The organism is Streptomyces sp. NPDC032472 (genome assembly GCF_040636955.1).
In the GTDB taxonomy this organism is placed as follows: domain Bacteria; phylum Actinomycetota; class Actinomycetes; order Streptomycetales; family Streptomycetaceae; genus Streptomyces.
Window position 1 is genome coordinate 206,666 of the sequence record NZ_JBEZVK010000003.1, and the last position, 25,974, is coordinate 232,639.

Consider the following 25,974-nt stretch of genomic DNA (forward strand, 5'->3'; position numbering starts at 1 on the left):
CAGAAAGCCGAGGAGCCATGACGTCGCCCGCAGCACGTCCCGCAACCGGACGCTGGATCGAGGACTGGGACCCCGAGAACGAGGAGTTCTGGCAGCGGACCGGCAGGCGGACCGCGCGCCGCAACCTGATCCTCTCGGTCCTCTCCGAGCACATCGGCTTCTCGGTGTGGAGCATGTGGTCCGTCCTGGTGCTCTTCATGTCCCCGGCGATCGGCCTCGGCTTCACCCCCGCCGAGAAGTTCCTCCTCGTCGTCGTCCCCACGCTCGTCGGCGCGGCCCTGCGCCTGCCCTACAGCTACGCGGTGACCCGCTTCGGCGGCCGCAACTGGACCGTGTTCGCCTCGTCCGTCCTGCTCGTCCCCGCCCTCGCCGCCTTCTGGTTCGTCCAGCAACCCGGCACCGAGCTGTGGGTCTTCCTGGTGATCGGCGCGCTCGGCGGAGTCGGCGGCGGCAACTTCGCCTCCTCGATGACCAACATCACCGCCCTGTTCCCGCAGCGCCTGCAGGGCTGGGCCCTCGGCCTCAACGCGGGCGGCGGCAACCTCGGCGTCGCCGCGATCCAGCTGGTCGGCCTGCTCGTCATCGCCACCGCCGGCAGCACCCATCCCGCGTACGTCGTCGGCGCCTACCTCCCGCTGATCGTGCTCGCCTCCCTCCTCGCCGCCTGGAAGATGGACAACTTCGCCGCCGTGCGCAGCGCACCCGGCGCGCAGCGCGAGGCCGCCCGCAATCCGCACACCTGGGTCATCTCCCTCCTCTACGTCGGCACGTTCGGCTCGTTCATCGGCTACGGCTTCGCCTTCGGGCTGGTCCTGCAGAGCCAGTTCGGCGCCACCCCGCTCCAGTCCGCCTCGTACACCTTCCTCGGCCCGCTGCTCGGCTCGCTGTTCCGGCCGGTGGGCGGCCTGCTCTCCGACCGGTGGGGCGGCGCCCGCGTCACCCTCGCCGCCTTCTGCGCGATGGCCGCCGGCACCGGTGTGCTGCTGCTGGCCTCCGCGCAGGGCTCGTACGGGCTGTTCGTCGGCGGCTTCACCGCGCTGTTCGTGCTGACCGGCATAGGCAACGGCTCGACGTACAAGATGATCCCGGCGGTCTTCGCCCGGCAGGCCCAGGACGCGGTCACCTCCGGCCGCGACGCGCAGGAGGCCTTCGCCCGGGCCCGCCGGCTCTCCGGCGCGGTCATCGGCATCGCCGGCGCGGTCGGCGCCCTCGGCGGGGTCGGCATCAACCTGGTCTTCCGCAGCGCCTACAGCGGGCCCGTGAAGTCCGGCGAGCCCGCCTTCCTCGCCTTCCTCGGCTTCTACGTGGTGTGCGTCCTGGTCACCTGGGCGGTCTACCTGCGGCGCAGACCCGCCGCGGCGGCCGCGGAGCCGGCTGCCGGCTACGCCGGTGACCCTGCCGCTGCGGCCCGGACGGAGGCCTCCCGTGTCTGAGACCGTCACAGCAGCCGCAACTGCCTCCGCAGCCACCACTGTCACCGCACCCGCCGCTCTCGCCGCCCTCACCGCACCCGCCACAGCCTCCGCACTCGCCGAGGCCACCACCCACTGCCCCTACTGCGCCCTCCAGTGCGGCACCCGCCTCACCCACGCCGAAGGCCGTACCACCGTCGCCCCCACGCAGTTCCCGGTGAACCAGGGCGGCCTGTGCCAGAAGGGCTGGACGGCCCCCGCCCTCCTCGACACCCCCGGCAGGCTCACACAGCCCCTGGTCCGCGGCGCCGACGGCCGGCTCGCCCCCGCCACCTGGGACGCGGCCCTCGACCTGATCGCCGACCGGCTGACGCGGATCCGCGCCGAGCACGGCCCGGACGCGGTCGGCGTGTTCGGCGGCGGCGGCCTCACCAACGAAAAGGCCTACCAGCTCGGCAAGTTCGCCCGGATCGCGCTCGGCACCAGCCAGATCGACTACAACGGCCGGTTCTGCATGTCCTCGGCGGCCGCCGCCGGCTCCGCCGCCTTCGGCCTCGACCGCGGCCTGCCCTTCCCCGTCACCGACCTCGCGAACGCCGACGTCGTCCTGCTCGCCGGCGCCAACCCCGCCGAGACGATGCCGCCGCTGATGCGCCACCTCGCCCCCGCCTCCCTCATCGTCATCGACCCGCGCCGCACCCCCACCGCCGAGACCGCCGCCCTGCACCTGCAGCCGACGCCCGGCACCGACCTCGCGCTCGCCCTCGGCCTGCTGCACCTCGCCGTCACCGAGGGCCACACCGACCGGGAGTACGTGGAGCAGCGCACCACCGGCTTCGACACCGCCTGGCGGCGCGCCGCCGCCTGGTGGCCCGAGCGCGTCGAACGGGTCACCGGCGTCCCCGTCGCCGACATGCGCGAGGCCGTCCGGCTGCTCGCCGGCGCCCGGCGCGCGTACGTCCTGACCGGGCGCGGCGCCGAACAGCACAGCAAGGGCACCGACACCGTCGCCGCGTTCATCAACCTCGCCCTCGCCCTCGGCCTGCCCGGCCGCGAGGGCAGCGGCTACGGCTGCCTCACCGGCCAGGGCAACGGCCAGGGCGGCCGCGAGCACGGCCAGAAGGCCGACCAGCTGCCCGGCTACCGGATGCTCACCGACCCCGCCGCGCGCGAACACGTCGCCGCCGTGTGGGGCGTGGAGCCCGACTCCCTGCCCGGCCCCGGCCGCAGCGCGTACGAACTCCTCGACGCCCTCGGCACGGACGGCGGGCCGCGCGCCCTGCTCGTCTTCGGCTCCAACCCGGTGGTCTCCGCCCCGCGCGCCGACCGGATCGGAGCCCGGCTGGCCTCCCTCGACCTGCTGGTCGTCGCCGACTTCGTGCCCTCGGAGACGGCCGAGCTCGCCGACGTCGTCCTGCCCGTCACCCAGTGGGCGGAGGAGGAGGGCACCATGACCAACCTGGAGGGCCGGGTGCTGCGCCGCCGCCGGCTGCTGGCCCCGCCCGGCGCGGCCCGCAGCGACCTCGAGGTGCTCCGCGGGCTCGCGGTCCGCCTCGGCCAGGACCCCGGCCGCTTCCCCGTCGCGCCCCGCGAGGTCTTCGAGGAGCTGCGCCGGGCCTCGCGCGGCGGGCGCGCCGACTACTCCGGCATCAGCTACGAGCGCCTCGACGCCGGCGAGGCCCTGCACTGGCCCTGCCCCGCGGCCCCCGAGGACGCCGCCCCGCACCCCGGCACGCCGCGGCTCTTCCTCGACGCCTTCGCACACCCCGACGGGCTCGCCCGCTTCGCCGAGGTCGAGCACCGCGACGCCGCCGAGACCCCGGACGAACGGTTCCCGCTGTACGCCACCACGGGCCGGGTGCTGGCCCAGTACCAGTCCGGCGCCCAGACCCGGCGCGTCCCCGAGCTGGCCGCGGCCGCGCCCGAGGCCCACGTGGAGGTCCACCCCGACACGGCGGGCCGGCTGGGGCTGGCCGAGGGGGCCGCCGCCCGGGTGACCTCGGCCCGCGGCAGCACGGTCGCGCGGGTCCGGCTCGTCGACTCGCTGCGCACGGACACGGTGTTCCTGCCCTTCCACTTCGCGGCGGCCGGGCGGGCCAACCTGATCACCTCGGCGGCGCTGGACCCGCGCAGCCGGATGCCGGAGTTCAAGGTGTGCGCGGTACGGGTCGAGCCGGTGGAGGCGGTGGACGCCGCTGTGGTGACCGGGGCGTTCGAGGGAGCCGGGCGGTGAGCGCGGGCGAGGTGCTGGTCGTCGGCGGCGGCGCCGCTGCGCACCGGTTCGCGGAGCGGCTGCACCACCACGGCCACCGGGGCCCGATCACGCTGCTCGCCGCCGAGCCGCAGACCCCGTACCACCGCACGCTGCTGACCTCCGTCCTGGACGGCACCCTGCCGGCCGGAGCCCTCGCCCTGCCCGAACTCCCGGCGGGCGTGCGGCTGCACACCGGCACCGCCGTCACCCGCATCGACCGCGCCCGGCGCCTCGCCCACACCGCCGACGGCTCCGTGCACCGCTACGACACCCTCGTCCTGGCCACCGGCTCCCGCCCGGCCCTGCCGCGCCTCCCCGGGGCCGCCGGGCTCGGCCCCGCCGACGGGGTCGTGGCCCTGCGCACCCTCGCCGACGCCGAACACCTGCGCCGGACCGCGCCCGACGCACGCCGCACCGTCGTACTGGGCGGCGGGCTGCTCGGGGTGGAGGCGGCCGCCGCCCTGCGCCGGGCCGACCACGAGGTGGCCCTCGTCCACCGCGGGCCGCACCCGCTGCGCCGGCACCTGGACGCGGCCGCGGGGGAGCTGCTCGCCCGGCGCCTGACCGGCCTGGGCATCGAGCTCCACGCGGACCGCGAGGCGGCCGGGTACTGCTCCGGAAAGCTCACCCTGGACGACGGCACCGTGCTCGCCGCCGACACCCTGCTGCTGTGCACCGGGGCCGTGCCCGAGACCGGGCTCGCCCGGCGGGCCGGGCTCGCCGTCCGCACCGGCATCCTCGTCGACGGCTCCCTGCGCACCACCGACCCGCACGTCCACGCCCTCGGCGACTGCGCCGAGCACCCCGGCGACGCGGCCGGGCACCTCGAACCCGTTTGGGAGCAGGCGGAGTCCCTGGCCCGACAGCTCACCGGGGCCGGCGGGGAGCACCACGGCACCCGCCGGGTGACCAGGCTGCGGGTCCCCGGCATCGACCTGGTCCGCCTCGGCCGCGCCGGGGCCTCCCCCGGGCCGGCGCAGGACGCGCCCGGCGGCGAGGTGGTCACCTTCTGCGACCCGGCGGGCGGGCGCTACGCCCGGCTGACGCTGCACGGGCAGCGCATCACCGACGCGGTCCTGCTGGGGATGCCGAAGGCGATCGCCGCCGTGACCCGGCTCCACGAGCGCGACCTCCCGGTGCCCGCCGGGCGGCTGGAGTTCCTGCTCGGCATCGCACCGGCCGGGCCGGGCGCCGGCGAGCTGCCCGACGACGCCGTCGTCTGCCGCTGCAACAACGTCACCAAGCACGCCATCACCGAGGCCTGCCGCACCGGCGCCGCCGACGTGGCCGCGGTCGCCGCGGCCACCCGTGCCACCACCGGCTGCGGCGGCTGCACGGGCGCCGTCCGCGCCCTGTGCGGCGCCCCCGCCCGAACCGAAGGGAGCACGCAGTCGTGAAGACGCTCGTCGTCGCGGGCCACGGGATGGCCGGCCACCGCCTGGTATCGGAGCTCCGCTCCCTCGACACGGCCGGCTCCTGGCGGGTGGTGGTCCTCGCGGAGGAGCCGCACCCCGCCTACGACCGGGTCGCGCTCTCCTCGTACCTCGACGGCCGCAGCGCCGCCGACCTGGCCCTGTCCGGACCGGACGCGGACGCGGACGCGGACCCCATGGTCGACCTGCGCCTGAACACGCGGGTGACGGCCGTGGACCGCGACACCCGCACCGTGACCACCACGACCGGGGAAGCGATCCGCTACGACGCCCTCGTCCTGGCCACCGGATCGAAGCCGTTCATCCCGCCGGTGCCGGGCCACGACCTGCCCGGCTGCTTCGTGTACCGCTCCCTCACCGACCTCGACGCGATCCGCGGGGCGGCCGTACCGGGCCGCCCGGGCGTGGTCATCGGCGGCGGGCTGCTCGGCCTGGAGGCCGCGAACGCGCTGCGCCTGCTCGGCATGGAGCCGCACGTGGTGGAGCTCGCCCCGCGGCTGATGCCGTTGCAGGTGGACGCGGCCGGCGGGGGCGTCCTCGGCCGGCGCGTGGAGGAGCGCGGGCTGCACGTCCACTGCGGGGTCGCGACCGCATCGGTCCAGGCGGGCCCCGACGGCCGGGCCTCGGCGGTGGCCCTGGCCGACGGCACGGCCCTGGAGGCGGCGGTGGTCGTCTTCTCGGCGGGCGTCCGCCCCCGCGACGAACTGGCCGCCCCGGCCGGCCTGCCCACGGGCGAACGCGGCGGCTTCCTCACCGACCCCCTGTGCCGCACCCCCGACGACCGCATCTGGGCGATCGGCGAATGCGCAGCGGTCTCCGGCCGCACCTACGGCCTGGCGGCCCCCGGCTACCGCATGGCGGAATCGGTGGCCCGCCAGCTGTCGGCCCGCCCGGCCGAACCGTTCACCGACCCCGACATGTCGACCAGCCTGAAACTCCTGGGCGTGGAGGTGGCCAGCTTCGGGGACGCCCACGCGCACACGGAGGGCTCGATGGCCCTCACCCGCCTGGACGCCTCCGCGGGCACCTACGCCAAGCTGGTCCTCTCCCCCACCCACACCCTCCTCGGCGGCATCCTGGTGGGCGACGCCCGGGCCTACGCCACTCTCCACCCCTTCGTGGGCCACCCCCTCCCGCCCGCGGCCCACCACCTCCTCGCAGCCCCGGCCCCGGCCGCCTGACGGCGGGCCGCGCCGGGGAGCGCCGGGCGGTCAGCGCAGCCGGGCGGCCAGTTCGGCGAGCCACGCCCCGGGGCCGTACGGCACGGGCGGGTCCACCTCCATCCCCAGTTCGGCGAGGGCGAGCGCGTAGTCCGACTCGTCCAGCGGCAGGGTCAGCAGGTCGTGCAGCTCTCCGCTGAGCTGGGCCACCAGGCCCGCGTCCGTGCCGTCCAGGTAGTCCTGCAGGGCCGCGTCGTGGTCCTCGAACTCGTCCGGCATGTCCTGCGAGAACCAGCCCCCGAGCAGCTGCCCGAGTTCGGGGAAGCGCGCCTGCCACTCCCAGTGGGTCTGCGGGGTGGCGGGCGACGGGGCCGTGCCCGTCTCGATGCTCTCCCTGAGCCGGTCGGCCAGCGTCCGCAGCCAGTCCTGGATCTCCGCATCGGGCAGGCCGACGTCGGGCACCGGATAGAACTCGCCGAGGCGCAGCCGGAGCCGGCCCGGCGGGTTCTGCGCGTACGTGCGCAGCTGGTGTTCGGCGATGGCGATGGCCCAGGGGCGGGTGCGCCAGCAGTGGCGGAGGTAGGCGGTGAGGGCCTCCTCGTCGTCGGCGGTGCGGCCCACGTACGCGCGGATCACCTGGTCGAGTTCGCCGTACTTCTGGTCGTACTCGAGGGGCTTGAGGGACACGGGCTGCCTCTAGAGATAGATCGGGAACGTGCCATGGACGCTGAAGCCGTGCGGGCTCGCCGGATTCCGCTTCAGTACGACGCGGGCGGCATGCACCTCGACGGGCTCCCGGCCGGCCAGCATCATCGCCTGGAGCAGCACGCGGCCCACGGGCTCGGGCCGCGAGGGCCAGGAGGCCTCGATGGTGAGGCGCTGCCGGGTGGACTGCGCCAGCCAGCGGTGGATCACCTGCTCGTTGCGGGTGACGACCTGCTGGGTGGCCCACTGCGCCGTCTCGCGGTCGGGGTAGGTGGCGGCACGGTTCGGGGCGGGAGCCGCGCTCTCGGCAGGGGTCATGAGTGCTCTCGCTGCATGTGGTCGTCGAGGGTGTCGATGATCTCGCGCAGGCCCGTGCGGGTCGCCCACACGAGGCGGTCCGCGAGACAGCGCTCACCGGGGAAGAGGACGAGGGCGCGCTGCGCCTCCGTGGTGTAGGCCGCGGCCAGGTCGCGGCAGTAGGGGTGCTCGTTGGTCACGGCGGTCAGGACGGCCTGCGAGAGGCCCGAGGCCGCGCCCTCGTCCATGAGGATGGCGTCGAATCCGAAAAGGTGGGGGAATGTCTGCAGGAATTCCCAGCCGGCCATGGCGAGCTCTTCGTACTCGGGTGCCGGTTCACGGTCGATGATGCGCAGCAGCTCGGCGAGCATGCGCAGGTATTCCGCGGGGTCCATTCCGTCCGCGGCGCGCGCCACTTTCCCCCTGAATTCCGGCGGACAGACCGCGAGCCCTTCTGGCCCCGCGACGAAATCGCCGGCCAGCTCCAGCAGGGCCGCCGCGACGCGGACCGGGCAGTTCCAATCCGCGGTCCGGTTCTTTCCGACCACCCGGACGTACCGCCTGAGCTCGTCGTCCAGGGAGAGCTTCCCGTCCGAGCCCTGGACCGACAGGGCGAGATCGACGAGCCGGACCACCGGGCCGCCGCTGAACAGCGCCACGGGGGGTTTCTGCACGTACTCCACCTTCCTAGGGTCCCTTGTGCGGCATCGCAGTGAGCACGATGAACGGCGGGTGCAGGCCGTCCTTGTAGATGAGCCGCACCTGGACCCAGTTCTTGTCCGTGGCCTTGGCGTTCATCCCGTCCGTATCATAGTCGTCCCGCGAAACACTGCGCCCGGTCGTCTCGTTGGGGAATTCCAGATAAACCGGCGGCTGGATCTCCGATTTGTTCGGATCGTAGCCCGGAACGTTCTGCTTCTTCTTCTCGACGCTGTCGATCCACTTGGCGATGCGGTCCGCGTTGTCGATGTCCTCGAGCGCCGCCTCCGTGTACCGCTGGGCGGAGGCGAGGTCCTTGAAGGACGAAGCGGCGGGCACACCCGGCTGGTCGCGCAGGCGCATCCTGAGCTGGTCGTCGGTGAGGCCGACGTGCTTGTCGATGGGGTGGCTGTCGTAGAGGCCTTCCTGGTTGGCCAGGTCCAGCGGGTAGAACATGTTGTCCGGGTCCTTGCCCGGAATGGTGTAGCGGTGCTCCGGCTTGAAGTCGTTGAGCGACCGCGCACCGAACGCCTGCGCCCGCGCCTCCTCCGACTTGTACGTCGGCGCGCTCCGGTACGCCTCGTCCAGGGCCGGCAGCAGCGCGTTGAGCCGACTCTCCACGCCGCGCAGTTCGCCCTCGTACACCGACACGGCCCGGTTCATCGCGGCCGTGTCGATCTTCAGCGTGATGTTGAGGGCCACTTCCTTGCCGATCCCGAGCAGCTTCTTGCCCACGCTCTTCACATCGTCGAGGTCGATGTGCTTGAGATCGGAGATGGCGTCGAGGATGGCCTTCTTGTAGATCCGCCAGATCTCGTTGCGCATCTTCTCGGCGGACTCGGCGAAGGCGCGCATCGCCTTGCTGACTTCCTGCGTGGTGTCGAAGAGCACGCTCATGACGGGATGGCTGCCCGTGCCCTGGCCGCCCGCGGTGTCGTGCTTCCACTGGTAGCCCGCGGTCGAGGTGCCCCAGGCGGTGGTGCCCCACAGGGAGCTCACGAACTGGCGCATCGCGGCCTGCCACTCGCCGTTGTTCGGGTCCGAGACGGAGCCGACCGCGCCGGTCAGGGCGCTGTCCACCTGGGTGACCGCGAACCCGGGCTGCAGCCAGGCCAGGGCGATCTTGTCTATCTCCAGGTAGTCGGGAAGGGGCAGGATGTCGGCGGCCTTGCCCCAGCGGGCGACGTGGTGCAGCAGCTGCCGCACGATGTCCATCGCCCAGTCGGGCACGCCCTCCAGCAGCCAGGAGATGAGGTTGCTGCTGTAGTCGTCCATGTCGCCCCAGCGCAGATCGGTGATCTGCTGGTACTTCGGGGGCGAGTCGATGACCTTGGGTACGGGGAACTGGACGGGCTGCGCGGTGCCCGACGGGTGGCTGGCGGCCTCGGCGCGGGAGTAGTTGTTCGCCGTCGTGACGAATCCGACCGCTACGCCGCCGACGCTGGCGACGCTCCTGGCCCACACTTCGAGGAAACGATTCCCCACCTTCACGTACGCGGTGGACACCGCCTGCGCGGCAGTTCCGTACCCCCCGCAGTCCATGTACTTCATGAGTTCGAGGAGGAAGTCGTTCGCCGCCTTGTGCAGCATGCCCTGCTGCAGGACCACGTTCCCGGCGACCCCGTTGAGCTGTGTCGGCGTGACGTCGAAACCGCCGCCCTGGGCGGGCGCCGAAGGGCCGGCCATCAGGCGGCCCCCCATCCGCGCAGGACCGCCCGGTGGGCAGCGCCGTAGTTGGTCTGGCCGGTGGTGACGACCTCGTGGAGCCACTTCTGGGCCGCCTGGAGGTCCTGCATCTGGCGGTCCCACCGGTCGAGTTCGTCCACGAACGTGTCGCGCGCCTGTCCCTCCCAGCCGAGCACCACCTTCTCGGTGCGCTGGTAAAGCGTTTCGAGCCCCTCGTTGAGCTCCTTGAGGATCTCCTCCAGCTCCCCGGCAAGCCCTTGGAGAGTGCCGAAGCTGACCCCTATGTGGTCACCGGACACGAGCGTCGTCCTTCCCCCGAAGTACGCATGGATCAGATGTCGAGCAGGCCGCTGTGCGGCCCGGGCGGCGCGGTGCCCTCGGAGAGCCGGTCCACCTCGCGGGCGATGTCGACCTCGCTGCGGACCTTGCGGAACGCCTGGAGCGTGTCCAGCTCCTGCTGGGTGAAGCCGTTGCGGCTCATCCGCACGGCCTCCTCCAGGAGGACGAGGATCTCCCGGATGCGGACGGCGTCCTTCGCGGCCGCCCGGTGCAGGTCCCGGTACGCCTTGGCCGTCTCGCCCTTCCACCCCGCCTCGATGCGGTCGACGAGCGCATCCATCCGCCGCACCTGGCGGTCCAGATGGCGCTGCATCGTGTCCATGTCGTCGGCGAGCTTCGTCAAGTCGCCTTCGGCCACCTGGAGATCAGCATCGGATGCCATGTTCATCGCCCCCGTTTCACGCCTTTGGGAACCCTAACAGCCGGTGCTGTCAACCAGCAGGAAGGGCGGAGCCCCCGTCCCGGGTGGGGGGCGGGGGCCCGGCGCTTGGGGGCGTACGGCTCGTGGTGGGCCGGGTCAGACCTTTTCGGCGAGCTTGGCGGGGTCCGCCGTCGCGGAGGCCGGGGTGGCGGCTGTGGCCGCTGCGGCGGCCCGGGCCGCCTTCGCCTTGCGGGACGTCGAGAAGCGGCGGGTCAGGGGGGCCTCGACCCAGGCGTACAGGGCCCAGGAGAGGAGGACGGCCACCACGGCCTGGGCGGCGATCAGGGCGATGCCGACCGGGGTGGAGAAGAGCCGGTCGCCCAGGAGGTCCCGGGAGTAGGCCAGCACGATGTAGTGCAGCAGGTAGAAGGCGAAGGAGATCTCGCCGAGCCAGATCATGAAGCGGTTGTTGAACGGCGTCGGCCTGCTCTCCGCATCGCGCGAGGCGACGGCCGCGATCAGCAGGACGATCGGCACCAGGGTGACCGCGCGCTGCCCGTACAGGTGCTCCACGTTCATGGCGACCGCGTAGCTGACGGCCAGCAGCAGCGCCGACCAGGTCATGCCGATGTTGCGCCAGCGGCCGGCCATCACGGCGCGCGCGACGAGGATGCCGAGGGCGAAGTCCAGCAGCCGCACGGGCGGCAGGACGTACGCGAACCAGTACTGCACGGTCGAGGTGCCGTCGGCGCCGGGCATCTGCATCCCGCCGCCCGGGATGACCGCGTAGGTCAGGGTCGGCGTGAGGACGACGGCGGCGATGGTGCCGGCGATCCAGAACTTCAGCTTGGCGGGATCGATCTTCTTGATGAGCAGGTAGAGCAGCGGGAAGGAGAGGTAGAAGATCGCTTCGGCGCCGAGGGACCAGCTGGGCGGGTCCACGCTGAAGTTGGTCGCGAAGTCGGGCACCCACACCTGGACCATCAGCAGGTTGACCACGGCCTGCCAGGGCTTGGTCATGACGGCGGCGAACGTGAGCAGGGCGAGCGCCCAGGTGATCACGTAGTTGGGGTAGATCTTCACGAAGCGGCGGCGCCAGAAGGCGCGGAAGGTGTCCTTCTCACGGGCCGACCACGTCAGGACGAAGCCGCTGAGGACGAAGAAGAAGGTGACGCCGAGCGCGCCGGCCTGGGAGACGTACTTCGCGAACCCGTCGTTGGCCGCGTCGGACTCGAAGAGCCGGATCCACGGGACGCCGAGGGAGGCGTGGAAGAGGAAGACCAGGAGGGCCGCGGGAAAGCGCAGCCCGGTCAGCGAGTCGAGTCTGGGGAGCTTGCCGGGTCTGGGACCGGCTCCTCCGATTCCGATTCCGCTGTCGTGCGTGGCCTTGGCAGGCATGACGGGTGTGCCCTTCTCGGGAGGTCGGTGGGTGGGACGTGCCGCGTGGGGCGTGACGTGGGTGTGCGTACGCCGCTGCGGGCCGCGGTGGGCGTCGGCGGCCGCGGCCCGCAACGGTTCCGGCGGTTCAGTCGCGGATGACGGTCTTGGTCCGCATCAGGAACTCGCCGAGGTAGCTGTCGTGCGGGACGCCCGGCCGGATCCAGTAGGTCGGGTGGTCGCCCAGGTAGACGTTGCTGATCGTGGGCTCCTGGAGCAGCTCGTCGATCAGCGCCTCGTCGTCCGTGAACGCGGTCAGCACCAGCGAGTTGCGCAGCGGCCCGATCCCGTCGGCCGGGGACCACGGGGCCACCCACACGCAGGGGAAGGGCAGTTCGATGCCGGCCTGGTCGGCGTCCGGCCGCTCCAGCCGGTGCACCGCGGGGCGCAGTACGGCGCTGCCGTCGCCGAGCTCCTCCACGATGCCCTCGCCGCCGAGGTGGGCCACGGTCCCCGCGGCCCGGGCGAGCAGGAACTTCTCCAGCTTGCGCGCGCCCTCCACGGGCTGCACCGCGAGCACGGCCTTCTCGTCCTGCGGCGGCAGGCTCGGGATGGTCGCGAGCCGCTCGGCGATGGCGTCGGCCAGCGGCGCCGGGTCCCCGTCGACCAGCACGGTGGTGGCGTTGATGCAGGCCACGCCGCCCTGGTGGCTGATGGAGTCGACGATGGTGTCGAGGTGGTCGCGCCAGTCGGTGCCCGCCGGAACGAGGATCTTCGAGCGGCCGGGGCCCTGGGGCAGCACCCGGGTGCCCGCGTACTTGCGGACGACCTCGTCGCCGCCGTAGACGAGCCCGTAGTCGGCGCTGCGCAGGATCTCGTCGGCCGCCTCGTAGTCGGTGGGCAGCAGCACGACCTGGTCGTTGCCGAAGCCCGCCGCGCGCAGGGCGGAGATCAGGCGGTGCGGGGTGAACGGCTCGCGGCGCGAGGGCCGTACGGCGACCCGGTAGCCCATGGCGAGGGCCTCGACCCACAGCGAGTGCGGGCCGGGGTGGTTGCCGGCGGCGTGCACCGCGAAGACGTCGCCCTTGCGGGTCCACACGGCGCTGCCGGAACGGGTGCCGTCCGCGCGCCAGTCGTCCACGGCGCCGACCGGGCGGGCCTGGTACGCGGCGACCGGCGCGACCTCGGTGGCCTCGATGATGGCGGCGGTCGCCGCCTGCACGACGCCGATCGGCACGCCCGAGACGCGGGCGACGGTGCGCTCGTACTCGGCGAACGTCAGGCCGTCGATGGTCTCCTCGGCGAAGATCCGCCCGGCCCGGGCCAGGGCCTCGGTGCGCTCGGCGGCCGGCATGGTGCGGGCCTTGCGCAGGGCGTCCATCGCGCGGGTGACGAACAGCTTGGGGACCAGGCTGAGTTCTGCGACGGGTGCGCCCGTCACATCGGTCACCGTCATGCGCTTGCGCGCGCGGAAGGGTCCGGCGGGCCCGAGCGCGTCGAGCGTGATCAGGCCGTCGCCCATTAGTACACCCCCTCGATGACCGTCTCGTTGTCGAACTCCTGGACCGGGGCGATGTCCGCGACGGAGTCGCCGATCTGCCACACGCCCTCGGGGGCGGGGACGCGCGTCGCGTAGTCGCGCTCGAGGTTGTTCGGCATGAACAGCGCCTTGCTGACGTGGTGCATGACGACCTGGCCGCGCTCGCCGTACGCGACGGTCTCGCGGGTCTGGGGGTCGACCACGTCGAAGACCATGTGCGGGGCGAACGGGTCGTAGATGCACGGGTCGTCGTCGGTCAGGCCGGGGCGCTCGCTGGCGTTGCCGAGGATCATCGTCGAGCCGTACCCGCTGTACAGGTGGGCCTTGGGGAAGACCTCGGTGCGGTACAGGTAGCGGGTGTCGGCGTCCATCTGGGTGCCGACCCAGTTGATCGCCTTGACCTTCTCGTCGATGAGCTTGGCCAGGTCCTCGCGCCGGGCGAGGCGCTCCAGGATCGGCGGGGTGCACATGAGGACGCCGATGTCCTGGGTCTGGAGCAGGAAGGCGACCTGGTCGACGATGTGCTCGGCGTAGGCTCCCGCCTCGGCGCCCTTGCCGTCGGCGATGAGCTTCTTGACCCAGCGCGGGTCGAGGTCGACGGTGAAGGCCAGACCGCCGCGGAAGGCGGTCTGCCGCTTGATCACGTCACCGACCATGTGGGGCCCGGTCGGGGCGACAACCAGCCAGTTGACGCCCTGCGGGACGCCGTGGCGGTCCAGCTGGGCGCTGCTCCAGGTCAGCAGGCGCTCCAGCCACTCCTGGAGCAGGACGATGCGCTTGGGGGCGCCGGTGGTGCCGCCGCTCTCGTAGACGCCCACGACGTCGGGCCGGTCGCCGTAGCCGCGGGGTATGAGGTCCTCGGCCCGGACGTCGCGCAGTTCGTTGGCGAGGTTCGGGAACCGGCGCAGGTCGTCGAATCCGCCGACGTCGGTCAGCGGGTCGAATCCGAGGCTTCCCGCGCGCTCCAGCCAGAACGGCGAACCCGTTTCCGGGGAGAAATGCCACCGCAGGGCGGCGCGCAGGAATTCATCGGGGTCCGGCTGGGTGTCGATTGGAAATTCCAGCAAGGGATCAACGGTGGACACAATGCTCCTTCCGGGTACGGAGTTACGCCGTACTCTTCGCATCGTGCGCCGGGCCGCAGGAGCCGGTCCACGTAATTCGGATGAGTCCGTCAACTGCCCGCGATCCGTCAGGTCAGCCTGATGCCGAGCGTGCGGCCCGCTCCCTCGCCTTTCGGGAGTTCGTCGAGGTCCATGCCGAAATGCGTGCGGTAGGCGGCGAGGAGCGCCTGCTCCGTCTCCGGCTTCTCGATCGTGCGTGCGCCGCCCTCGATCCTGACCAGGCGCTTGTCCTTCAGCGTGACGCGGCCGCCGTCCGCGAGCGGCAGTGAGCAGAACAGCTCCTGGAGGAAGGGCGAGTCGGGGCTGCTGCGCCACCACCACAGGGTGGGGCCGAAGTCCTCCAGCCGGCAGGGGCGGTCGTCGACCCGGTACAGGGGCCGTCCGTCGAGGGACACGTCGAAGCCTCCGACCGCATCCTGCGCAGGGGCGACCAGGTATCCGCCGTGGGGGTCTTCCTGCAGGTCAGCGGCGTGGAGCCGGAGCGGGTGGCGGCTGTTGCGGCCGAAGCCGGCGTCGACCAGCCAGGCCTCGCCGTCCAGCGTCACGCGCAGCGCCAGGTGGCACATCGCAGGCCCCAGCCCCTCGGGGCGGTGGACCCGGCCGGGCAGCACCTCGACCGCGTACCCCAGGGAGGCCAGCAGCACGCCGAAGGCCGAGTTCACCTCGTAGCAGCCGCCGCCGCGGCGCTGCCGCACGATCTTGTCGAAGGCCTGCGCGCCGAGGTGGATCTCGCGCCCCAGGTGGTAGTCGATGTTCTCGAAGGGAACGGACAGCACGTGCCGCTCCTGGAGGTGGCGCAGCCCTTCGAGATCGGGGGCGGCGGGCCTCTTCGCGCCGATCCGGTCGAGATATTCGGCCACTTCCGCTTCGTCCAGCATCGCATTCTCCTTGACCGTGCAGTCATGTGCCATGCGCCATTCCCGCGGTGCGGGTATCCAGGCATTCGAATCCGGCAGCATACGCCGCAAGAAAATACACGGCCACCCCTCGCCCGACCGCCGATCTGACGGATAATCCGGCACCTGACACAGTGCCGCCGAGCGGCTTGCCGCCTTCTCGCGCGGTTACCAGCATCGGATGGTCCAGAGTCATCCGACGCTGCACATCAGAAAAGTCGGTGTGACTGACCGCCCGCCGATGACGACGGAGAATTCGACGTGCTGGCCCCTTCTGCCGACCACAGCCCTTCGCCGGAGCCCGGGGACGACGTCCTGGCCCGCACCACCGCCGGTGTGATCGCCGGTGAGCGCGCCGGCCGGCTGTCGGTCTTCCGCGGCATCCCGTACGCCGCCCCGCCGGTCGGCAAGCTGCGTTTCGCCTCGCCGCGCCCGCCCGCCCCCTGGAACGGGGTCCGCGAGGCCAAGGCCTTCGCCCCCGAGTCGCTCCAGCCGATCATCCCCGGCAGCTCCGAGGACTCCCTGTACGCCAACGTCTGGACGCCCGGCACCGCCCCGGACACCCTGCGCCCGGTCCTGGTCTACATCCACGGCGGCGGCTGGATGGTCGGCGGCGGCAGCCTGCCCGTCTACGACGGCGCGCGCCTCGCCGACCGCGGCGACCTGGTCGTCGTCACCTTCAACTACCGCCTCGGCGCCTTCGGGTTCGGCCTCCACGAGGAATACGCCGACCCGGAGACCGGCGACTTCGCCGACTGGGGCCTGCAGGACCAGGCGGCGCTGCTGCGCTGGGTCCACGCCAATGCCGCCGCCTTCGGCGGGGACCCCGGCAACATCACCGTCGCCGGCACCTCCGCGGGCGGCGCCAGCACCTGGCAGCTCGCGCTGCAGCCCGAACTGCGGCCGATCATCCGGCGGATCGTCCCGATCAGCGCCTGCCACGTGTGGGACCCGTCCACCTCGCTGACCCCGGCCGACTCCCGCCGGGCGTACGAGATCATCGCGGACCGCCTCGGCACGACGGTGGCGGGGCTGCGCGAGGTGCCCGCGGCCGCGCTGTCGGCGGCCTGGGAGGAGGTGTTCGGCGGCCTGCCCGGCGGGCGCGAGGTCGGCAGCGGCCGCGAGTTCCGCGGCCCGGTCGTCGACGGCCGCCGGATGACCGCGTTCGACTGGGAACTCCCCACCCCCGACGTGCCGATCATGGCGATCCACACCCGCACCGAGGGCTCCTTCTACACCGGCCCCTGCCCGCCGCAGCCCACCCCGACCCCGCGCCCCACCGACGCGGCCGAACTGCGCGAGGCCGTGCGCGGCGTCCTGGACAAGGGCTCGGCCAAGGTCACCGACGAGCTCGTCGACGCGTGCCTGGCCGCCTACCGCGAGGCCGCCGAGGCCGACGGGCTGCCGCAGGACCCGCTGTCGCTGTGGACGGAGATCTGGGGCGACGCCCTGTTCCGCTACCAGATCGTGCGGCTCTCGGAGCGGCACGCCCGCGAGGGGGGCACCCCGCAGTACGTGATGGAGTTCGCGCACCCGGTGCGCGCCCCCCACCACGGCACCCCGCACGAGGCGACCTCGCCGTTCCTGTTCGGCACGTACGCCGACACCGAGGCCATCGCCGCCACCTACCCGGTACCGCCGTCCACGCCGCTGTTCCACGACGGGCCGGCCGAGCGCGCCGTCTCCGAGACCTTCATGGACCTGGTGGCCGCGTTCGCCCGCGGCGAGGTCCCCGCCGCGCCCGCGGCCCCCGAGTGGCCGGTCTTCGACCCGGAGCGCCCCAGCACGCTGGTCCTCGGCGGCGAGCGGATCGCCGGGATCGCGCCGACCTCGAAGGCCCGGCAGCTGCGGTTCTGGGACGAGTCCGGCTGGGTCCCCCGCCCTTGAGCTGCCCCGCCCCTGAGCTGCCCCTGAGCTGCCCCGCCCGCCCCCGTGAGACACGAATGAGGTTCTTGTCATGACAACACTCGAAACGCCCGCCGAGACCGGGGCCCCGCCGGAGGCCGGCGCCGCCGAGCCCACTTCCCTCAAGAGCTGGCTCGCGGTGGTCTCCGTCGCCGTCGGCATCTTCACCCTGGTCACCGCCGAGCAGCTGCCCATCGGCCTGCTCACCTCCGTCGGCTCCGCCCTGGACGTCTCCGAGGGCACCGCCGGCCTCATGGTGACGGTGCCCGGCCTGGTCGCCGCGCTGTCCGCCCCGCTGATCCCGGTGCTCGTCGGCCGCCTGGACCGCCGCTTCCTGCTGGTCGCGCTGATGACCGTGATGGCCGTCGCCAACGCGATCACCGTGCTCGCACCCAACTTCGGCGTCCTGCTCGCCTCCCGCATCCTGGTCGGCATCACCATCGGCGGCTTCTGGGCCATCGCGGGCGGCCTCGCCTTCCGCTTGGTCCAGCCTGCCGCGATCCCGCGGGCCACCGCGCTGATCTTCGGCGGTGTCGCCGCCGCCAACGTCCTCGGCGTGCCCACCGGCACCCTGATCGGCGGACTGGCCGGCTGGCGCACCGCGTTCGCCACGCTCGGCGTCCTCGCCTTCGTGGTCCTCGTGGCCCTGCTGGTGCTGCTGCCGCCGCTGCCCGCCACCCAGCCCGTCGGGGTGCGCGAGCTGATCGGCCAGTTCGGCAACCGCGGCGTGCGCGCCGGCATCATCGCCACCGCCCTGATCGTCACCGGGCACCTGGCCGCGTACACCTACGTCAGCCCCATGCTCCAGCAGGTCTCCGGCATCGACGAGGACCTGATCAGCGTGCTGCTGCTCGGCTTCGGCGTCGCCGGCATCGTCGGCAACTTCGTCGCCGGGGCGGCCGTCGCGAAGAACCTGGGCCGCACCATGACCGTCATCATCGTCGCGCTGGCCGCCGCGATGCTGCTGTTCCCGGTGCTCGGCAAGAGCCAGGCCGGCGGCATCGCCCTGCTGGTCCTGTGGGGCCTGGCCTTCGGCGGCGTCTCCGTCAGCCTCCAGACCTGGATGCTGAAGTACGCGCCCGACGCGATGGAGGCGGCCTCCGCGCTGTGGGTGTCCGTCTTCAACCTCTCCATCGCGCTCGGCGCGCTCGTCGGCGGCCTCATCGTCGACAACGTCGAGCTGACCACCGTCGCCTGGATCGGCGGCGCCGTGGTCCTGCTGACCGCCGCCACCCTCCCGAGCCTGCGCACCCCTGCCAAGGCAGCCCCGTGAGCCACCCGTTACAGGAAGGAACGTCCGTGTCCCCCACCGACCTGTCCGCGCTCGGCGCCGAGCTGCGCGGGCCGCTCCTGCTGCCCGGCACCGACGCGTACAAGGAGGAGACGCTCGGGTTCAACCGGATCCTGTCCGAGTCCCGGCCCGCGGCCGTCGTCCTCGCCGACGGCACCGCCGACGTCATCGCCACCGTGCGCTTCGCCGCCCGCGCGGGCCTGCCGGTCGCGGTCCAGGCGACCGGGCACGGCGTCGCCCGGCTCGCCGACGGCGCGATCCTGATCAACACCCGCAACCTCACCGGCGTACGCATCGACCCGCGCAGCCGCACCGCCCGCGTCGAGCCCGGCGTCCAGTGGAGCCGGGTCATCCAGGAGGCCGCCGCCTTCGGCCTGGCCCCGCTCAACGGGGCCTCCCCGGGCGTCGGCGTCGTCTCGTACACCCTCGGCGGCGGCCTCGGCCCGCTGGGCCGCTCGTACGGCTACTGCGCCGACCACGTCAAGAACGCCGACGTCGTCACCGCCGACGGCGAGCTGCGCCACGTCTCCCCCCAGGACCACCCGGACCTGTTCTGGGCGCTGCGCGGCGGCAAGGGCAACTTCGGCGTGGTCACCTCGATCGAGATCGGCCTCTTCCCGGTCTCCCGGCTCTACGGCGGCGGCCTGTTCCTGCCCGGCGAGCACATCGAGGAGATCCTGCGGACCTGGCGGGACTGGACCCGCACCGTCCCGGACGCCATGCAGTCCTCGATCGCCGTGATGCGCTTCCCCGACATCGACGTACTGCCCGAGCCGGTCCGCGGGCGCTTCCTCGCGCACATCCGGATCGCGTTCAACGGCTCGAACGAGGAGGGCGAGGAACTCCTGCGCCCGCTGCGCGCGATCGTGCCGGCCGTCCTCGACACCGTCGCCGACATGCCGTACACGAACGTCGCCGACATCAACATGGACCCGACCGTCCCGGCCGTGTACTTCGAGCGCTCCACCCGCATCCGGGAGCTCGACGACGCGGCGATCGACACCCTGGTGCCGCTGATCAAGGAGGGCGCGGACGCGGTCCGCCCCGGCATCGAGCTGCGCCACCTCGGCGGCGCCCTGGGCCGGCAGCCGGAGCACCCCAACGCACTGCCGCACCGCGAGACCGCGTACACGCTGTTCGCGGGGGCGCCGGTGTGGCCCGAACACGTCCAGGACGTACGGGAGTTCCAGGAGCGACTGATGGAGACGATGCGGCCCTGGCGCATCGGCGGCCCGTTCCTGAGCTTCATCAGCGCCCTGGAGAGCACCCCCGAGCACCTGCGGTCGGCGTACGACGAGGAGACGTACGCCCGGCTCGTGGCCGTCAAGGACGCCTACGACCCGCAGAACGTGTTCCGGGTGAACCACAACATCCCGCCGAGCGGGTGGACGTCATGACGAGTGAGACGAGTGAGGAGACGACGGACAACATGCTCAGCGATGCGATGGTGGACGCGTACCTGGAGCGCATCGGCGCCCGGCGGCCGGAGAAGGCCGACATCCACGGGCTGCGGCACCTCCAGGAGCGGCACGTGCTCTCGGTGCCCTTCGAGAACATCGACTACCACGTGGAGGGCGCCGAGCTGAGCCTGGAGCGCGACTTCCTCCACGACAAGATCGTGCGCCGGCGCCGCGGCGGCGGCTGCTACGAGCTGAACCCCTCCTTCGGGCACCTGCTCCAGGCCCTCGGCTACTCGGTGGAGATCCTCGCCGGGCAGGTCTTCCTCGGCGGCGAGTTCGGCGCCCCGCTGTGCCACCTGGCGCTGCGCGTCCACCTGGACGGCAAGGACTGGCTGATCGACGTCGGCTTCGGCAAGGGCAGCCGCTTCCCGCTGGAGATCGGGCCGCAGGGGGTGCAGAAGGACCCGCACGGCGAGTTCGAGGTGGTCGTGCCCGAGGAGGGCGGGATCCAGGTCGTGCTCGACGGCGGCATCCAGTACCGGCTCGACGAGCGGCCGGTGCGGATCGAGGACTTCTACCCGACCCTGTGGTGGTACCGCACGGCACCGGACTCGGTGTTCCTGCACAACCTGATCGCCTCGATGCAGAAGGAGTCCGGCCGCGCCACCGTCAACGGCCGGGAGCTGACCCTCACCGACGCGAACGGCACGCGGACCGTGGAGCTGGCGGACGACGCGGCCCTGCGCGCCGCGTACGAGGAGCACTTCGGGATCGTGCTGGAGGCCGGCGTCATGCCGAAGCAGCCCGACGTGGACCCGGCGGTCCGCATCATCATGCAGATCGACTGATTTCCCTTTCTCTCCTCTTCCGGATCCCAGGCCCCCGTGCCGCACGCATTCCCGTGCGGCACGGGGGTCCTTTTTCGGCCGGACCATAAGCACCCGGCCGACCTGACGAATCGAAATCTGGTCCATACCTCCCGCCGAATCGGCGGGCCATCATGGAAATCGAAGCCGCCGCGCGAAACGCCGGCCCCGGCAATCCGCCCCCATTGACGATTTCCTGGGAGAGATTCAGATGCGCAAGAGCACCCGTATCAAGGTCGGCGTCCTCGCCGGTGTCGCCGCACTGGCCACCGCCACGGCGGTCACGGGCTCCGCGAACGCCGCCGTCGAGGGCGGCAGCACCTGCTACACCCTGCCGGGCAGCTGGAAGGTCGTCGACGACAACACCCACGAGACCTTCCTCGGCAGCTACTACGGCAGCGCCACCGCCACGGCCGGCGTCGTCAACTTCACCTCGCCGAACAACACCACGACCGCCTCCCACGGCGAGTGGCGCCAGACCGGCTGCGGCACCTACTCCGACACCGACGTCGCCTTCCTGATCGGCGCCGACGGCAAGGCCGCCTCCACCATCACCTTCAAGGCCAACATCACGGTGACCGGCAAGAACACCGCGAACTTCGACTTCGCCTTCACCATCAACAACCTGGACGGCTCCTTCGTGACCTCCGGCGCCTCCACCGGCAAGGCCACCCGCATCGCCGTCCAGCCCCGCTGACCGCACCACCCTTCCTGCGGCCTTCCCTTCCCCCTGTGAGGCCCCCGTACGGGCCCGGCGATCCCCCCGCCGGGCCCGTACGGCATTTCCGCCGCCGCGCGACCCAGCCCGGCCCGGCGCGGCCCCGCCCGCTGCAACGCAAAAAAGGGGCACGTGGTGCGCACCGGGCCGGTGCGCACCAACGTGCCCCTGCAGACGGGTCAGGAGTCCTCGGGCTCCGGGAGCGCCGCGATGACGACCTCGGCCTCGTCCTCCGTCAGCTCGATCCCGAACTGCCGGTCCAGCAGCTCGCGGACCTCCTCGTCCACCACGTACCGGACCTCGGTGCTGCCGTCGGACCGGGTCAGCGTCAGCTTGCGGTGGTTGAGGTTGAGCCGCCGGTCCTCGGCGATGTCCTCCAGGAAGACCCGGCCGGTGAACGGCGAGTGGGAGTGGGTGGAGATGTACCAGTTCGCCACCACGCAGTCGATGTGGTGGTGGGGGGTGGTGGTGTACCAGTACAGGGGGAACCAGTCGTCCTCCCGCCGCAGCGAGAGCACCCACTCCTTGTCCGTGCCCTGCACCCGCGCCAGCCGGTACACCCAGCCGCCCTGGTCGGAGACGGTGCCGTCGGCGACGAGGAGCGGCTCCAGCGGGCCCTCGTCGCCGAAGCCGACGTCGGCGAGGTACGTCTCGTCGCCGACGGCCACGCTCAGCACCAGGTGGGTGCGCGGCAGCGGCTTGGGCGCGTTCAGCAGCGGGCGGGCGTACAGGCGGGTCACCTCGTACCCGAGCCGCTCCAGCAGGATCGCGAAGAGCATGTTGTGCTCGTAGCAGTAGCCGCCGCGCCGCCGGCGCAGCAGCTTGTCCTGCATCGCGTCCACGTCGAGGTCGATGCCCCGGCCCAGCAGGATGTCGAGGTTCTCGAACGGGATGGTCAGGGCGTGCGCCCGGTGCAGCCGGCGCAGGGTCTCCGCGGTCGGCTCCAGGGGCCCGGTGATGCCCAGGCGGTCGAGGTAGGCCTGGACGTCGAGCCGGTCGGCCTGCCACTGGGCGGGGCTGCCGATGCTGCCGTTGTCGGCCATGCTCAGCCCGCCTGCCCGCGACCGGAGGTGCCCGACTTCTTCTCGCTGTCGAGCATGGCCATGCCCTCGGCGTCGAAGCGCGTGCCGGCGACGTCCTCGGCCGGGACGGCGCGCTCGATCTCGGCGACGTCCTCGGCGGTCAGCTCCAGCGACAGCGCGCCGAGGGCCTCGGTGAGCTGCTCGCGGCGCCGCGAGCCGACGACGGGGACGATGTCGGCGCCCTGGGCCATCGCCCAGCCGATCGCGAGCTGCGAGGTGGTGACGCCCTTGGCCTCGGCTACCTTGCCGAGGGCGGCGACCAGCTGGAGGTTGCGGTCGAGGTTCTCGCCGCTGAAGCGCGGGAAGTTGCTGCGGCCGTCGTCCTTCGCGGTGGCCCGCTGGTGGTTCCAGCGGCCCGACAGCAGACCGCGGGCGAGGACCCCGTACGCGGTGACGGCCGTGCCGAGCTCGCGCGCCGTCGGCAGGATCTCGTCCTCGATGGCGCGGGAGAGCAGCGAGTACTCGATCTGGAGGTCGGCGATGGGGTGCACGGCGGAGGCCCGGCGCAGGGTCTCGGCGCCGATCTCGGACAGGCCGATGTGGCGGACCCAGCCGGCCTCGATGCACTCCTTGATGGCGCCGATGGTCTCCTCGATCGGCACGTTCGGGTCCAGGCGCGCCGGGCGGTAGACGTCCACGTAGTCGGTGCCGAGCCGCTGCAGCGTCTGGGCCAGGGAGTTCTTGACCGCCTCGGGGCGGTTGTCGACGCCGAGGATCCCGCCGGCCGGATCGCGCAGGACGCCGAACTTGACGCTGAGGGTGAGCTGCTCGCGGTCGTGGCTCTGCAGCACCTCGCGCAGGAGGAGCTCGTTGTGGCCGCTGCCGTAGAAGTCACCGGTGTCGAGCAGGGTGATGCCGGCGTCGATGGCGGCGTGCGCGGTGGCGACTCCCTCGGCCCGGTCGGCGGGGCCGTAGAAGTCGGACATGGACATCAGGCCGAGACCGAGGGCGGAAACCTCGGGGCCGGCCGAACCAAGTGATCGCAGCTGAGTCATATGGCACAGCATCGAGCGGTGTTCTGCGAAGCAGAAAGAATTCCCCCGCCCTTCTGTCAGGTCACCCCACCTGACAGGAATGGCCAAATACAGACGGGGAGTTGTCTTTCCCATTGCCTATGATGCGGCGCATGACAGAAACCATGCGCTCGGTACGCCAGGAAACCCTCGGCACCAGTGAAGTCCTCAACCTGACAGATTCCCCGATTCCCACGCCCAATGCCTCGGAAATTCTGGTAAAGACGCATGCGGCCGGTGTGAATCCGATCGACTGGAAGATCCGCGAATACGGTCTGTGGCTCACCCCGCCGTTCGGGGTCGGCTGGGACGTCTCCGGTGTCGTCGTGGCCGTCTCGCCCGGCGAGAACCGCTTCAAGGTCGGCGACGAGGTCTTCGGCCTGCCCTCCTTCCCGAACGAGGCCGCCGCGTACTCCGAGTACGTCGCCGCGTCCGCCCGCCACTTCGCGCCCAAGCCGCAGTCCCTGGACCACGTCAAGGCGGCCGCCCTGCCGCTGGCCGGTCTGACGGCCTGGCAGGCCCTGGTGACCGCAGCGGACGTCCAGCCCGGCCAGAAGGTGCTGGTCCACGCGGCGGCCGGCGGCGTCGGCCACCTCGCCGTGCAGATCGCCAAGGCCCGCGGCGCGTACGTGATCGGCACCGCCAGCGCCGCCAAGCACGAGGTGCTGCGCGAGCTGGGCGCCGACGAGCTCATCGACTACACGGCCGAGGACTTCGCCGAGGCGGTCAAGGACGTCGACATCGACGTCGTCTTCGACCTGATCGGCGGCGACTACGAGGAGCGCTCGCTGCGCGTCCTGCGCCCCGGCGGCATCTACGTCGGCGCGACCAACCCGCTCGCGGAGGCGGAGATCAAGGCCAAGGCCGAGGCGCTCGGCGTGCGCGGCGCCACGGTCAACGTGGCCCCCGACCACGCCGACCTCGCGCAGCTCGCCGCCCTGGTCGACGCGGGCCGCCTGCGCCCGCTGATCGCCGAGACCTTCCCCCTGGAGGAGGTCCGCAAGGCGCACGAGCTGAGCGAGTCGAAGCACACCACCGGCAAGATCGTCCTTACGATCTGATCCGTGCACGACTGGCGGATCGACCCGCGCGAGTACGCGCGCCACGAGCAGCGGCGGGGCCGCCGCCACGCCTACGGACGCCTGTCCGGGCGGCGGACGGCCCTCGTCGTGGTCGACATGGTGCGCTTCTTCGTGGAGGGCAGCCCGTACGCCCCCGGCATCGTGCCGCAGGTCCACCACCTCGCGCAGGCCGTACGGGCCGCCGCCGGCACGGTGGCCTGGGTCCTCCCGGCCGTGGCGGCGGAGCCCGAGCCCTGGGCGGTGGAGTTCTACGGTCACTCCACCGCCGAGGCCTACCGGCGCGCCGGCGGCACCGGCGGGCCCGCGGACCGGCTGGCGCCGGGGCTGGTCCCGGCCGCCGACGACCTGGTCGTGGAGAAGAGCGCGCCTTCCGCGTTCTTCCCCGGCCGCTGCCCGCTGCCCGGGCTGCTCCAGGAGCGCGGCATCGACACGGTCGTCGTGTGCGGGCTGGTCACCGACGTCTGCGTGGAGGGCACCGCACGCGACGCCGCGACGCTGGGCTACCGCACGGTGCTGGTCGCCGACGCGAGCGCCACCCGCAGCGACGCCGCGCACAACGCCGCCCTGACCACGGTCTACCGCAGCTTCGGCGACGTCCGTACGACATCGGACGTCGCCGCCCTGCTGAACGGGTAGGGCCGCTCCGGGGGCAGCAGCCGCTGCGCCTGCGCGGCGCGGCCCGACTGCACCAGCTCCCCGATCCTGCGGGCCCGGGCGGTGAGGTCCGTCAGCTCGACCACCCAGTCCTCGGCGAAGGTGCGGATGAGCCCGCGACCGATCCCGACCTGGATGCTGTAGTGGTTCAGCGCCGCCCCGCGCAGGGACCGCTCCGGGTCCCACTGGACGTGCACCGCGGCCGCGGCGACGGCGGCGGGGTCGGAGGTGGTCAACACTCCTTGCGCCAAGGCCTCCTCCCACCCCTCGCGGGTGATGCGGACGGCCAGGATGCGCTCCTGGCCGGCCTTGCGGGCCCAGTTGCTGCGGTGCATCAGCCAGAGGAACGAGGGCTTGATCCAGGTCATGCGGTGGAAGGAGAACGGCGGCACGAACCGCCCCGCCGCGAGGGCCGGTTCGGCGATGGCGGGCGCGTAGGCCTGATAAACGGTGATGGTCTGACCGTCATACGCGGCCCGTATCTCATACAGCGGTGCCATGCCCGCACCCTGCCAGCCCGCGGCCCCGGCCCGCGACCCGTTTCCCCCGCCCGCGCGGTTGGCCGCTGCGCGGAGCAGTTCCCCACCCCGCCCCTTCCCGAAACCGGGCTCCGCCCGGACCCGGTTCGCCTCAAACGCCGGCGGGGCGGGAGAATAAGACCCCCCCGCGGGTGGTGGGGC

The 25,974-nt window shown here is 72.4% G+C and carries 24 protein-coding genes; 11 read left to right on the forward strand and 13 right to left on the reverse strand.

Annotated features, from left to right (window positions below):
- Window positions 1-17 precede the first annotated feature (17 nt).
- The 4 genes from AB0F11_RS03195 to AB0F11_RS03210 are packed head-to-tail and all read left to right on the forward strand — an operon-like array spanning window position 18 to window position 6,280.
- Window positions 18-1,433 carry an MFS transporter gene (locus AB0F11_RS03195; protein ID WP_362167706.1) on the forward strand — a complete coding sequence of 472 codons (1,416 nt, stop codon included), beginning with the start codon at window positions 18-20 and terminating at the stop codon, window positions 1,431-1,433.
- Complete coding sequence (locus AB0F11_RS03200) at window positions 1,426-3,645, forward strand: molybdopterin oxidoreductase family protein (protein WP_362167708.1); 2,220 nt, start codon at window positions 1,426-1,428, stop codon at window positions 3,643-3,645. Before AB0F11_RS03195 ends, AB0F11_RS03200 begins: the two co-directional genes overlap by 8 nt.
- Window positions 3,642-5,063, forward strand: coding sequence for an FAD-dependent oxidoreductase (locus AB0F11_RS03205; protein WP_362167710.1), 1,422 nt, complete (start codon window positions 3,642-3,644; stop codon window positions 5,061-5,063). The genes AB0F11_RS03200 and AB0F11_RS03205 overlap by 4 nt, the downstream gene beginning before the upstream one ends.
- Window positions 5,060-6,280 carry an FAD-dependent oxidoreductase gene (locus AB0F11_RS03210; RefSeq protein ID WP_362167712.1) on the forward strand — a complete coding sequence of 407 codons (1,221 nt, stop codon included), beginning with the start codon at window positions 5,060-5,062 and terminating at the stop codon, window positions 6,278-6,280. The genes AB0F11_RS03205 and AB0F11_RS03210 overlap by 4 nt, the downstream gene beginning before the upstream one ends.
- Window positions 6,281-6,310: 30 nt before the next feature.
- Here AB0F11_RS03210 and AB0F11_RS03215 read toward each other — a convergent pair whose 3' ends face one another.
- The 10 genes from AB0F11_RS03215 to AB0F11_RS03260 form a co-directional block, all read right to left on the reverse strand.
- A complete protein-coding gene (locus tag AB0F11_RS03215; RefSeq protein WP_362167714.1) occupies window positions 6,311-6,946 on the reverse strand; it encodes a contact-dependent growth inhibition system immunity protein in 636 nt (211 codons plus the stop codon).
- 9 nt (window positions 6,947-6,955) lie between these two features.
- On the reverse strand, window positions 6,956-7,282 hold the full coding sequence (locus AB0F11_RS03220) for an RNase A-like domain-containing protein (RefSeq protein WP_362167716.1): 327 nt from the start codon (window positions 7,280-7,282) through the stop codon (window positions 6,956-6,958).
- Complete coding sequence (locus tag AB0F11_RS03225) at window positions 7,279-7,935, reverse strand: hypothetical protein (protein WP_362167719.1); 657 nt, start codon at window positions 7,933-7,935, stop codon at window positions 7,279-7,281. Before AB0F11_RS03225 ends, AB0F11_RS03220 begins: the two co-directional genes overlap by 4 nt.
- A 13-nt stretch (window positions 7,936-7,948) precedes the next feature.
- On the reverse strand, window positions 7,949-9,646 hold the full coding sequence (locus tag AB0F11_RS03230; RefSeq protein ID WP_362167722.1) for an RNase A-like domain-containing protein: 1,698 nt from the start codon (window positions 9,644-9,646) through the stop codon (window positions 7,949-7,951).
- Window positions 9,646-9,945: a WXG100 family type VII secretion target gene (locus AB0F11_RS03235; protein ID WP_362167725.1), complete on the reverse strand. Its 300-nt coding sequence runs from the start codon at window positions 9,943-9,945 to the stop codon at window positions 9,646-9,648. Before AB0F11_RS03235 ends, AB0F11_RS03230 begins: the two co-directional genes overlap by 1 nt.
- Before the next feature lie 32 nt (window positions 9,946-9,977).
- Window positions 9,978-10,367 carry a WXG100 family type VII secretion target gene (locus AB0F11_RS03240; protein WP_362167728.1) on the reverse strand — a complete coding sequence of 130 codons (390 nt, stop codon included), beginning with the start codon at window positions 10,365-10,367 and terminating at the stop codon, window positions 9,978-9,980.
- 135 nt (window positions 10,368-10,502) lie between these two features.
- Window positions 10,503-11,744 carry an acyltransferase gene (locus tag AB0F11_RS03245; RefSeq protein ID WP_362167730.1) on the reverse strand — a complete coding sequence of 414 codons (1,242 nt, stop codon included), beginning with the start codon at window positions 11,742-11,744 and terminating at the stop codon, window positions 10,503-10,505.
- 127 nt (window positions 11,745-11,871) lie between these two features.
- Complete coding sequence (locus AB0F11_RS03250; protein WP_362167733.1) at window positions 11,872-13,245, reverse strand: aldehyde dehydrogenase family protein; 1,374 nt, start codon at window positions 13,243-13,245, stop codon at window positions 11,872-11,874.
- Window positions 13,245-14,348, reverse strand: coding sequence for a phenazine antibiotic biosynthesis protein (locus AB0F11_RS03255; RefSeq protein ID WP_362167736.1), 1,104 nt, complete (start codon window positions 14,346-14,348; stop codon window positions 13,245-13,247). Before AB0F11_RS03255 ends, AB0F11_RS03250 begins: the two co-directional genes overlap by 1 nt.
- A gap of 107 nt (window positions 14,349-14,455) precedes the next feature.
- Window positions 14,456-15,265 carry an arylamine N-acetyltransferase gene (locus AB0F11_RS03260; RefSeq protein ID WP_362167739.1) on the reverse strand — a complete coding sequence of 270 codons (810 nt, stop codon included), beginning with the start codon at window positions 15,263-15,265 and terminating at the stop codon, window positions 14,456-14,458.
- A gap of 279 nt (window positions 15,266-15,544) precedes the next feature.
- On the opposite strand from AB0F11_RS03260, the gene AB0F11_RS03265 reads away from it, so the two are divergent.
- From AB0F11_RS03265 to AB0F11_RS03285, 5 genes are all read left to right on the forward strand, one after another.
- Window positions 15,545-17,170, forward strand: coding sequence for a carboxylesterase family protein (locus tag AB0F11_RS03265; RefSeq protein ID WP_362167742.1), 1,626 nt, complete (start codon window positions 15,545-15,547; stop codon window positions 17,168-17,170).
- Window positions 17,171-17,240: 70 nt separating this feature from the next.
- Complete coding sequence (locus AB0F11_RS03270) at window positions 17,241-18,461, forward strand: MFS transporter (RefSeq protein WP_362167744.1); 1,221 nt, start codon at window positions 17,241-17,243, stop codon at window positions 18,459-18,461.
- Between the two features lie 26 nt (window positions 18,462-18,487).
- Window positions 18,488-19,876 carry an FAD-binding oxidoreductase gene (locus tag AB0F11_RS03275; protein ID WP_362167747.1) on the forward strand — a complete coding sequence of 463 codons (1,389 nt, stop codon included), beginning with the start codon at window positions 18,488-18,490 and terminating at the stop codon, window positions 19,874-19,876.
- Entirely contained in the window at window positions 19,873-20,727 is an 855-nt protein-coding gene (locus AB0F11_RS03280; protein ID WP_362167750.1) for an arylamine N-acetyltransferase, read from the forward strand. The genes AB0F11_RS03275 and AB0F11_RS03280 overlap by 4 nt, the downstream gene beginning before the upstream one ends.
- Before the next feature lie 229 nt (window positions 20,728-20,956).
- The gene (locus tag AB0F11_RS03285) at window positions 20,957-21,442 is read left to right on the forward strand and encodes a hypothetical protein (RefSeq protein WP_362167751.1); all 486 of its coding nucleotides are present in this window, start codon (window positions 20,957-20,959) and stop codon (window positions 21,440-21,442) included.
- Window positions 21,443-21,642: 200 nt separating this feature from the next.
- On the opposite strand, the gene AB0F11_RS03290 is transcribed toward AB0F11_RS03285, so the two are convergent.
- Together AB0F11_RS03290 and AB0F11_RS03295 are read right to left on the reverse strand one after the other, a co-directional pair.
- Window positions 21,643-22,506: an arylamine N-acetyltransferase gene (locus AB0F11_RS03290; protein WP_362167754.1), complete on the reverse strand. Its 864-nt coding sequence runs from the start codon at window positions 22,504-22,506 to the stop codon at window positions 21,643-21,645.
- A 2-nt stretch (window positions 22,507-22,508) separates the two neighbouring features.
- Complete coding sequence (locus AB0F11_RS03295; RefSeq protein ID WP_362167757.1) at window positions 22,509-23,540, reverse strand: aldo/keto reductase; 1,032 nt, start codon at window positions 23,538-23,540, stop codon at window positions 22,509-22,511.
- 131 nt (window positions 23,541-23,671) lie between these two features.
- On the opposite strand from AB0F11_RS03295, the gene AB0F11_RS03300 reads away from it, so the two are divergent.
- Together AB0F11_RS03300 and AB0F11_RS03305 are read left to right on the forward strand one after the other, a co-directional pair.
- Window positions 23,672-24,619: an NADP-dependent oxidoreductase gene (locus tag AB0F11_RS03300; RefSeq protein WP_362167759.1), complete on the forward strand. Its 948-nt coding sequence runs from the start codon at window positions 23,672-23,674 to the stop codon at window positions 24,617-24,619.
- Window positions 24,620-24,622: 3 nt separating this feature from the next.
- Window positions 24,623-25,276, forward strand: a complete 654-nt coding sequence (locus AB0F11_RS03305; protein ID WP_362167762.1) for a cysteine hydrolase — start codon at window positions 24,623-24,625, stop codon at window positions 25,274-25,276.
- Here AB0F11_RS03305 and AB0F11_RS03310 read toward each other — a convergent pair.
- Window positions 25,216-25,794: a DUF4291 domain-containing protein gene (locus AB0F11_RS03310; RefSeq protein ID WP_362167765.1), complete on the reverse strand. Its 579-nt coding sequence runs from the start codon at window positions 25,792-25,794 to the stop codon at window positions 25,216-25,218. The genes AB0F11_RS03305 and AB0F11_RS03310 overlap by 61 nt on opposite strands.
- Between the last annotated feature and the right edge of the window lie 180 nt (window positions 25,795-25,974).

Excerpts from the sequence above, each read along its gene's own strand:
- AB0F11_RS03195 (WP_362167706.1), top strand. The coding sequence starts at position 18 with ATGACGTCGCCCGCAGCACGTCCCGCAACCGGACGCTGGATCGAGGAC.
- AB0F11_RS03220 (WP_362167716.1), bottom strand. The coding sequence starts at position 7,282 with ATGACCCCTGCCGAGAGCGCGGCTCCCGCCCCGAACCGTGCCGCCACC.
- AB0F11_RS03230 (WP_362167722.1), bottom strand. The coding sequence starts at position 9,646 with ATGGCCGGCCCTTCGGCGCCCGCCCAGGGCGGCGGTTTCGACGTCACG.
- AB0F11_RS03240 (WP_362167728.1), bottom strand. The coding sequence starts at position 10,367 with ATGGCATCCGATGCTGATCTCCAGGTGGCCGAAGGCGACTTGACGAAG.
- AB0F11_RS03245 (WP_362167730.1), bottom strand. The coding sequence starts at position 11,744 with ATGCCTGCCAAGGCCACGCACGACAGCGGAATCGGAATCGGAGGAGCC.
- AB0F11_RS03250 (WP_362167733.1), bottom strand. The coding sequence starts at position 13,245 with ATGGGCGACGGCCTGATCACGCTCGACGCGCTCGGGCCCGCCGGACCC.
- AB0F11_RS03260 (WP_362167739.1), bottom strand. The coding sequence starts at position 15,265 with ATGCTGGACGAAGCGGAAGTGGCCGAATATCTCGACCGGATCGGCGCG.
- AB0F11_RS03270 (WP_362167744.1), top strand. The coding sequence starts at position 17,241 with ATGACAACACTCGAAACGCCCGCCGAGACCGGGGCCCCGCCGGAGGCC.
- AB0F11_RS03280 (WP_362167750.1), top strand. The coding sequence starts at position 19,873 with ATGACGAGTGAGACGAGTGAGGAGACGACGGACAACATGCTCAGCGAT.
- AB0F11_RS03285 (WP_362167751.1), top strand. The coding sequence starts at position 20,957 with ATGCGCAAGAGCACCCGTATCAAGGTCGGCGTCCTCGCCGGTGTCGCC.
- AB0F11_RS03290 (WP_362167754.1), bottom strand. The coding sequence starts at position 22,506 with ATGGCCGACAACGGCAGCATCGGCAGCCCCGCCCAGTGGCAGGCCGAC.
- AB0F11_RS03295 (WP_362167757.1), bottom strand. The coding sequence starts at position 23,540 with ATGACTCAGCTGCGATCACTTGGTTCGGCCGGCCCCGAGGTTTCCGCC.
- AB0F11_RS03300 (WP_362167759.1), top strand. The coding sequence starts at position 23,672 with ATGACAGAAACCATGCGCTCGGTACGCCAGGAAACCCTCGGCACCAGT.
- AB0F11_RS03310 (WP_362167765.1), bottom strand. The coding sequence starts at position 25,794 with ATGGCACCGCTGTATGAGATACGGGCCGCGTATGACGGTCAGACCATC.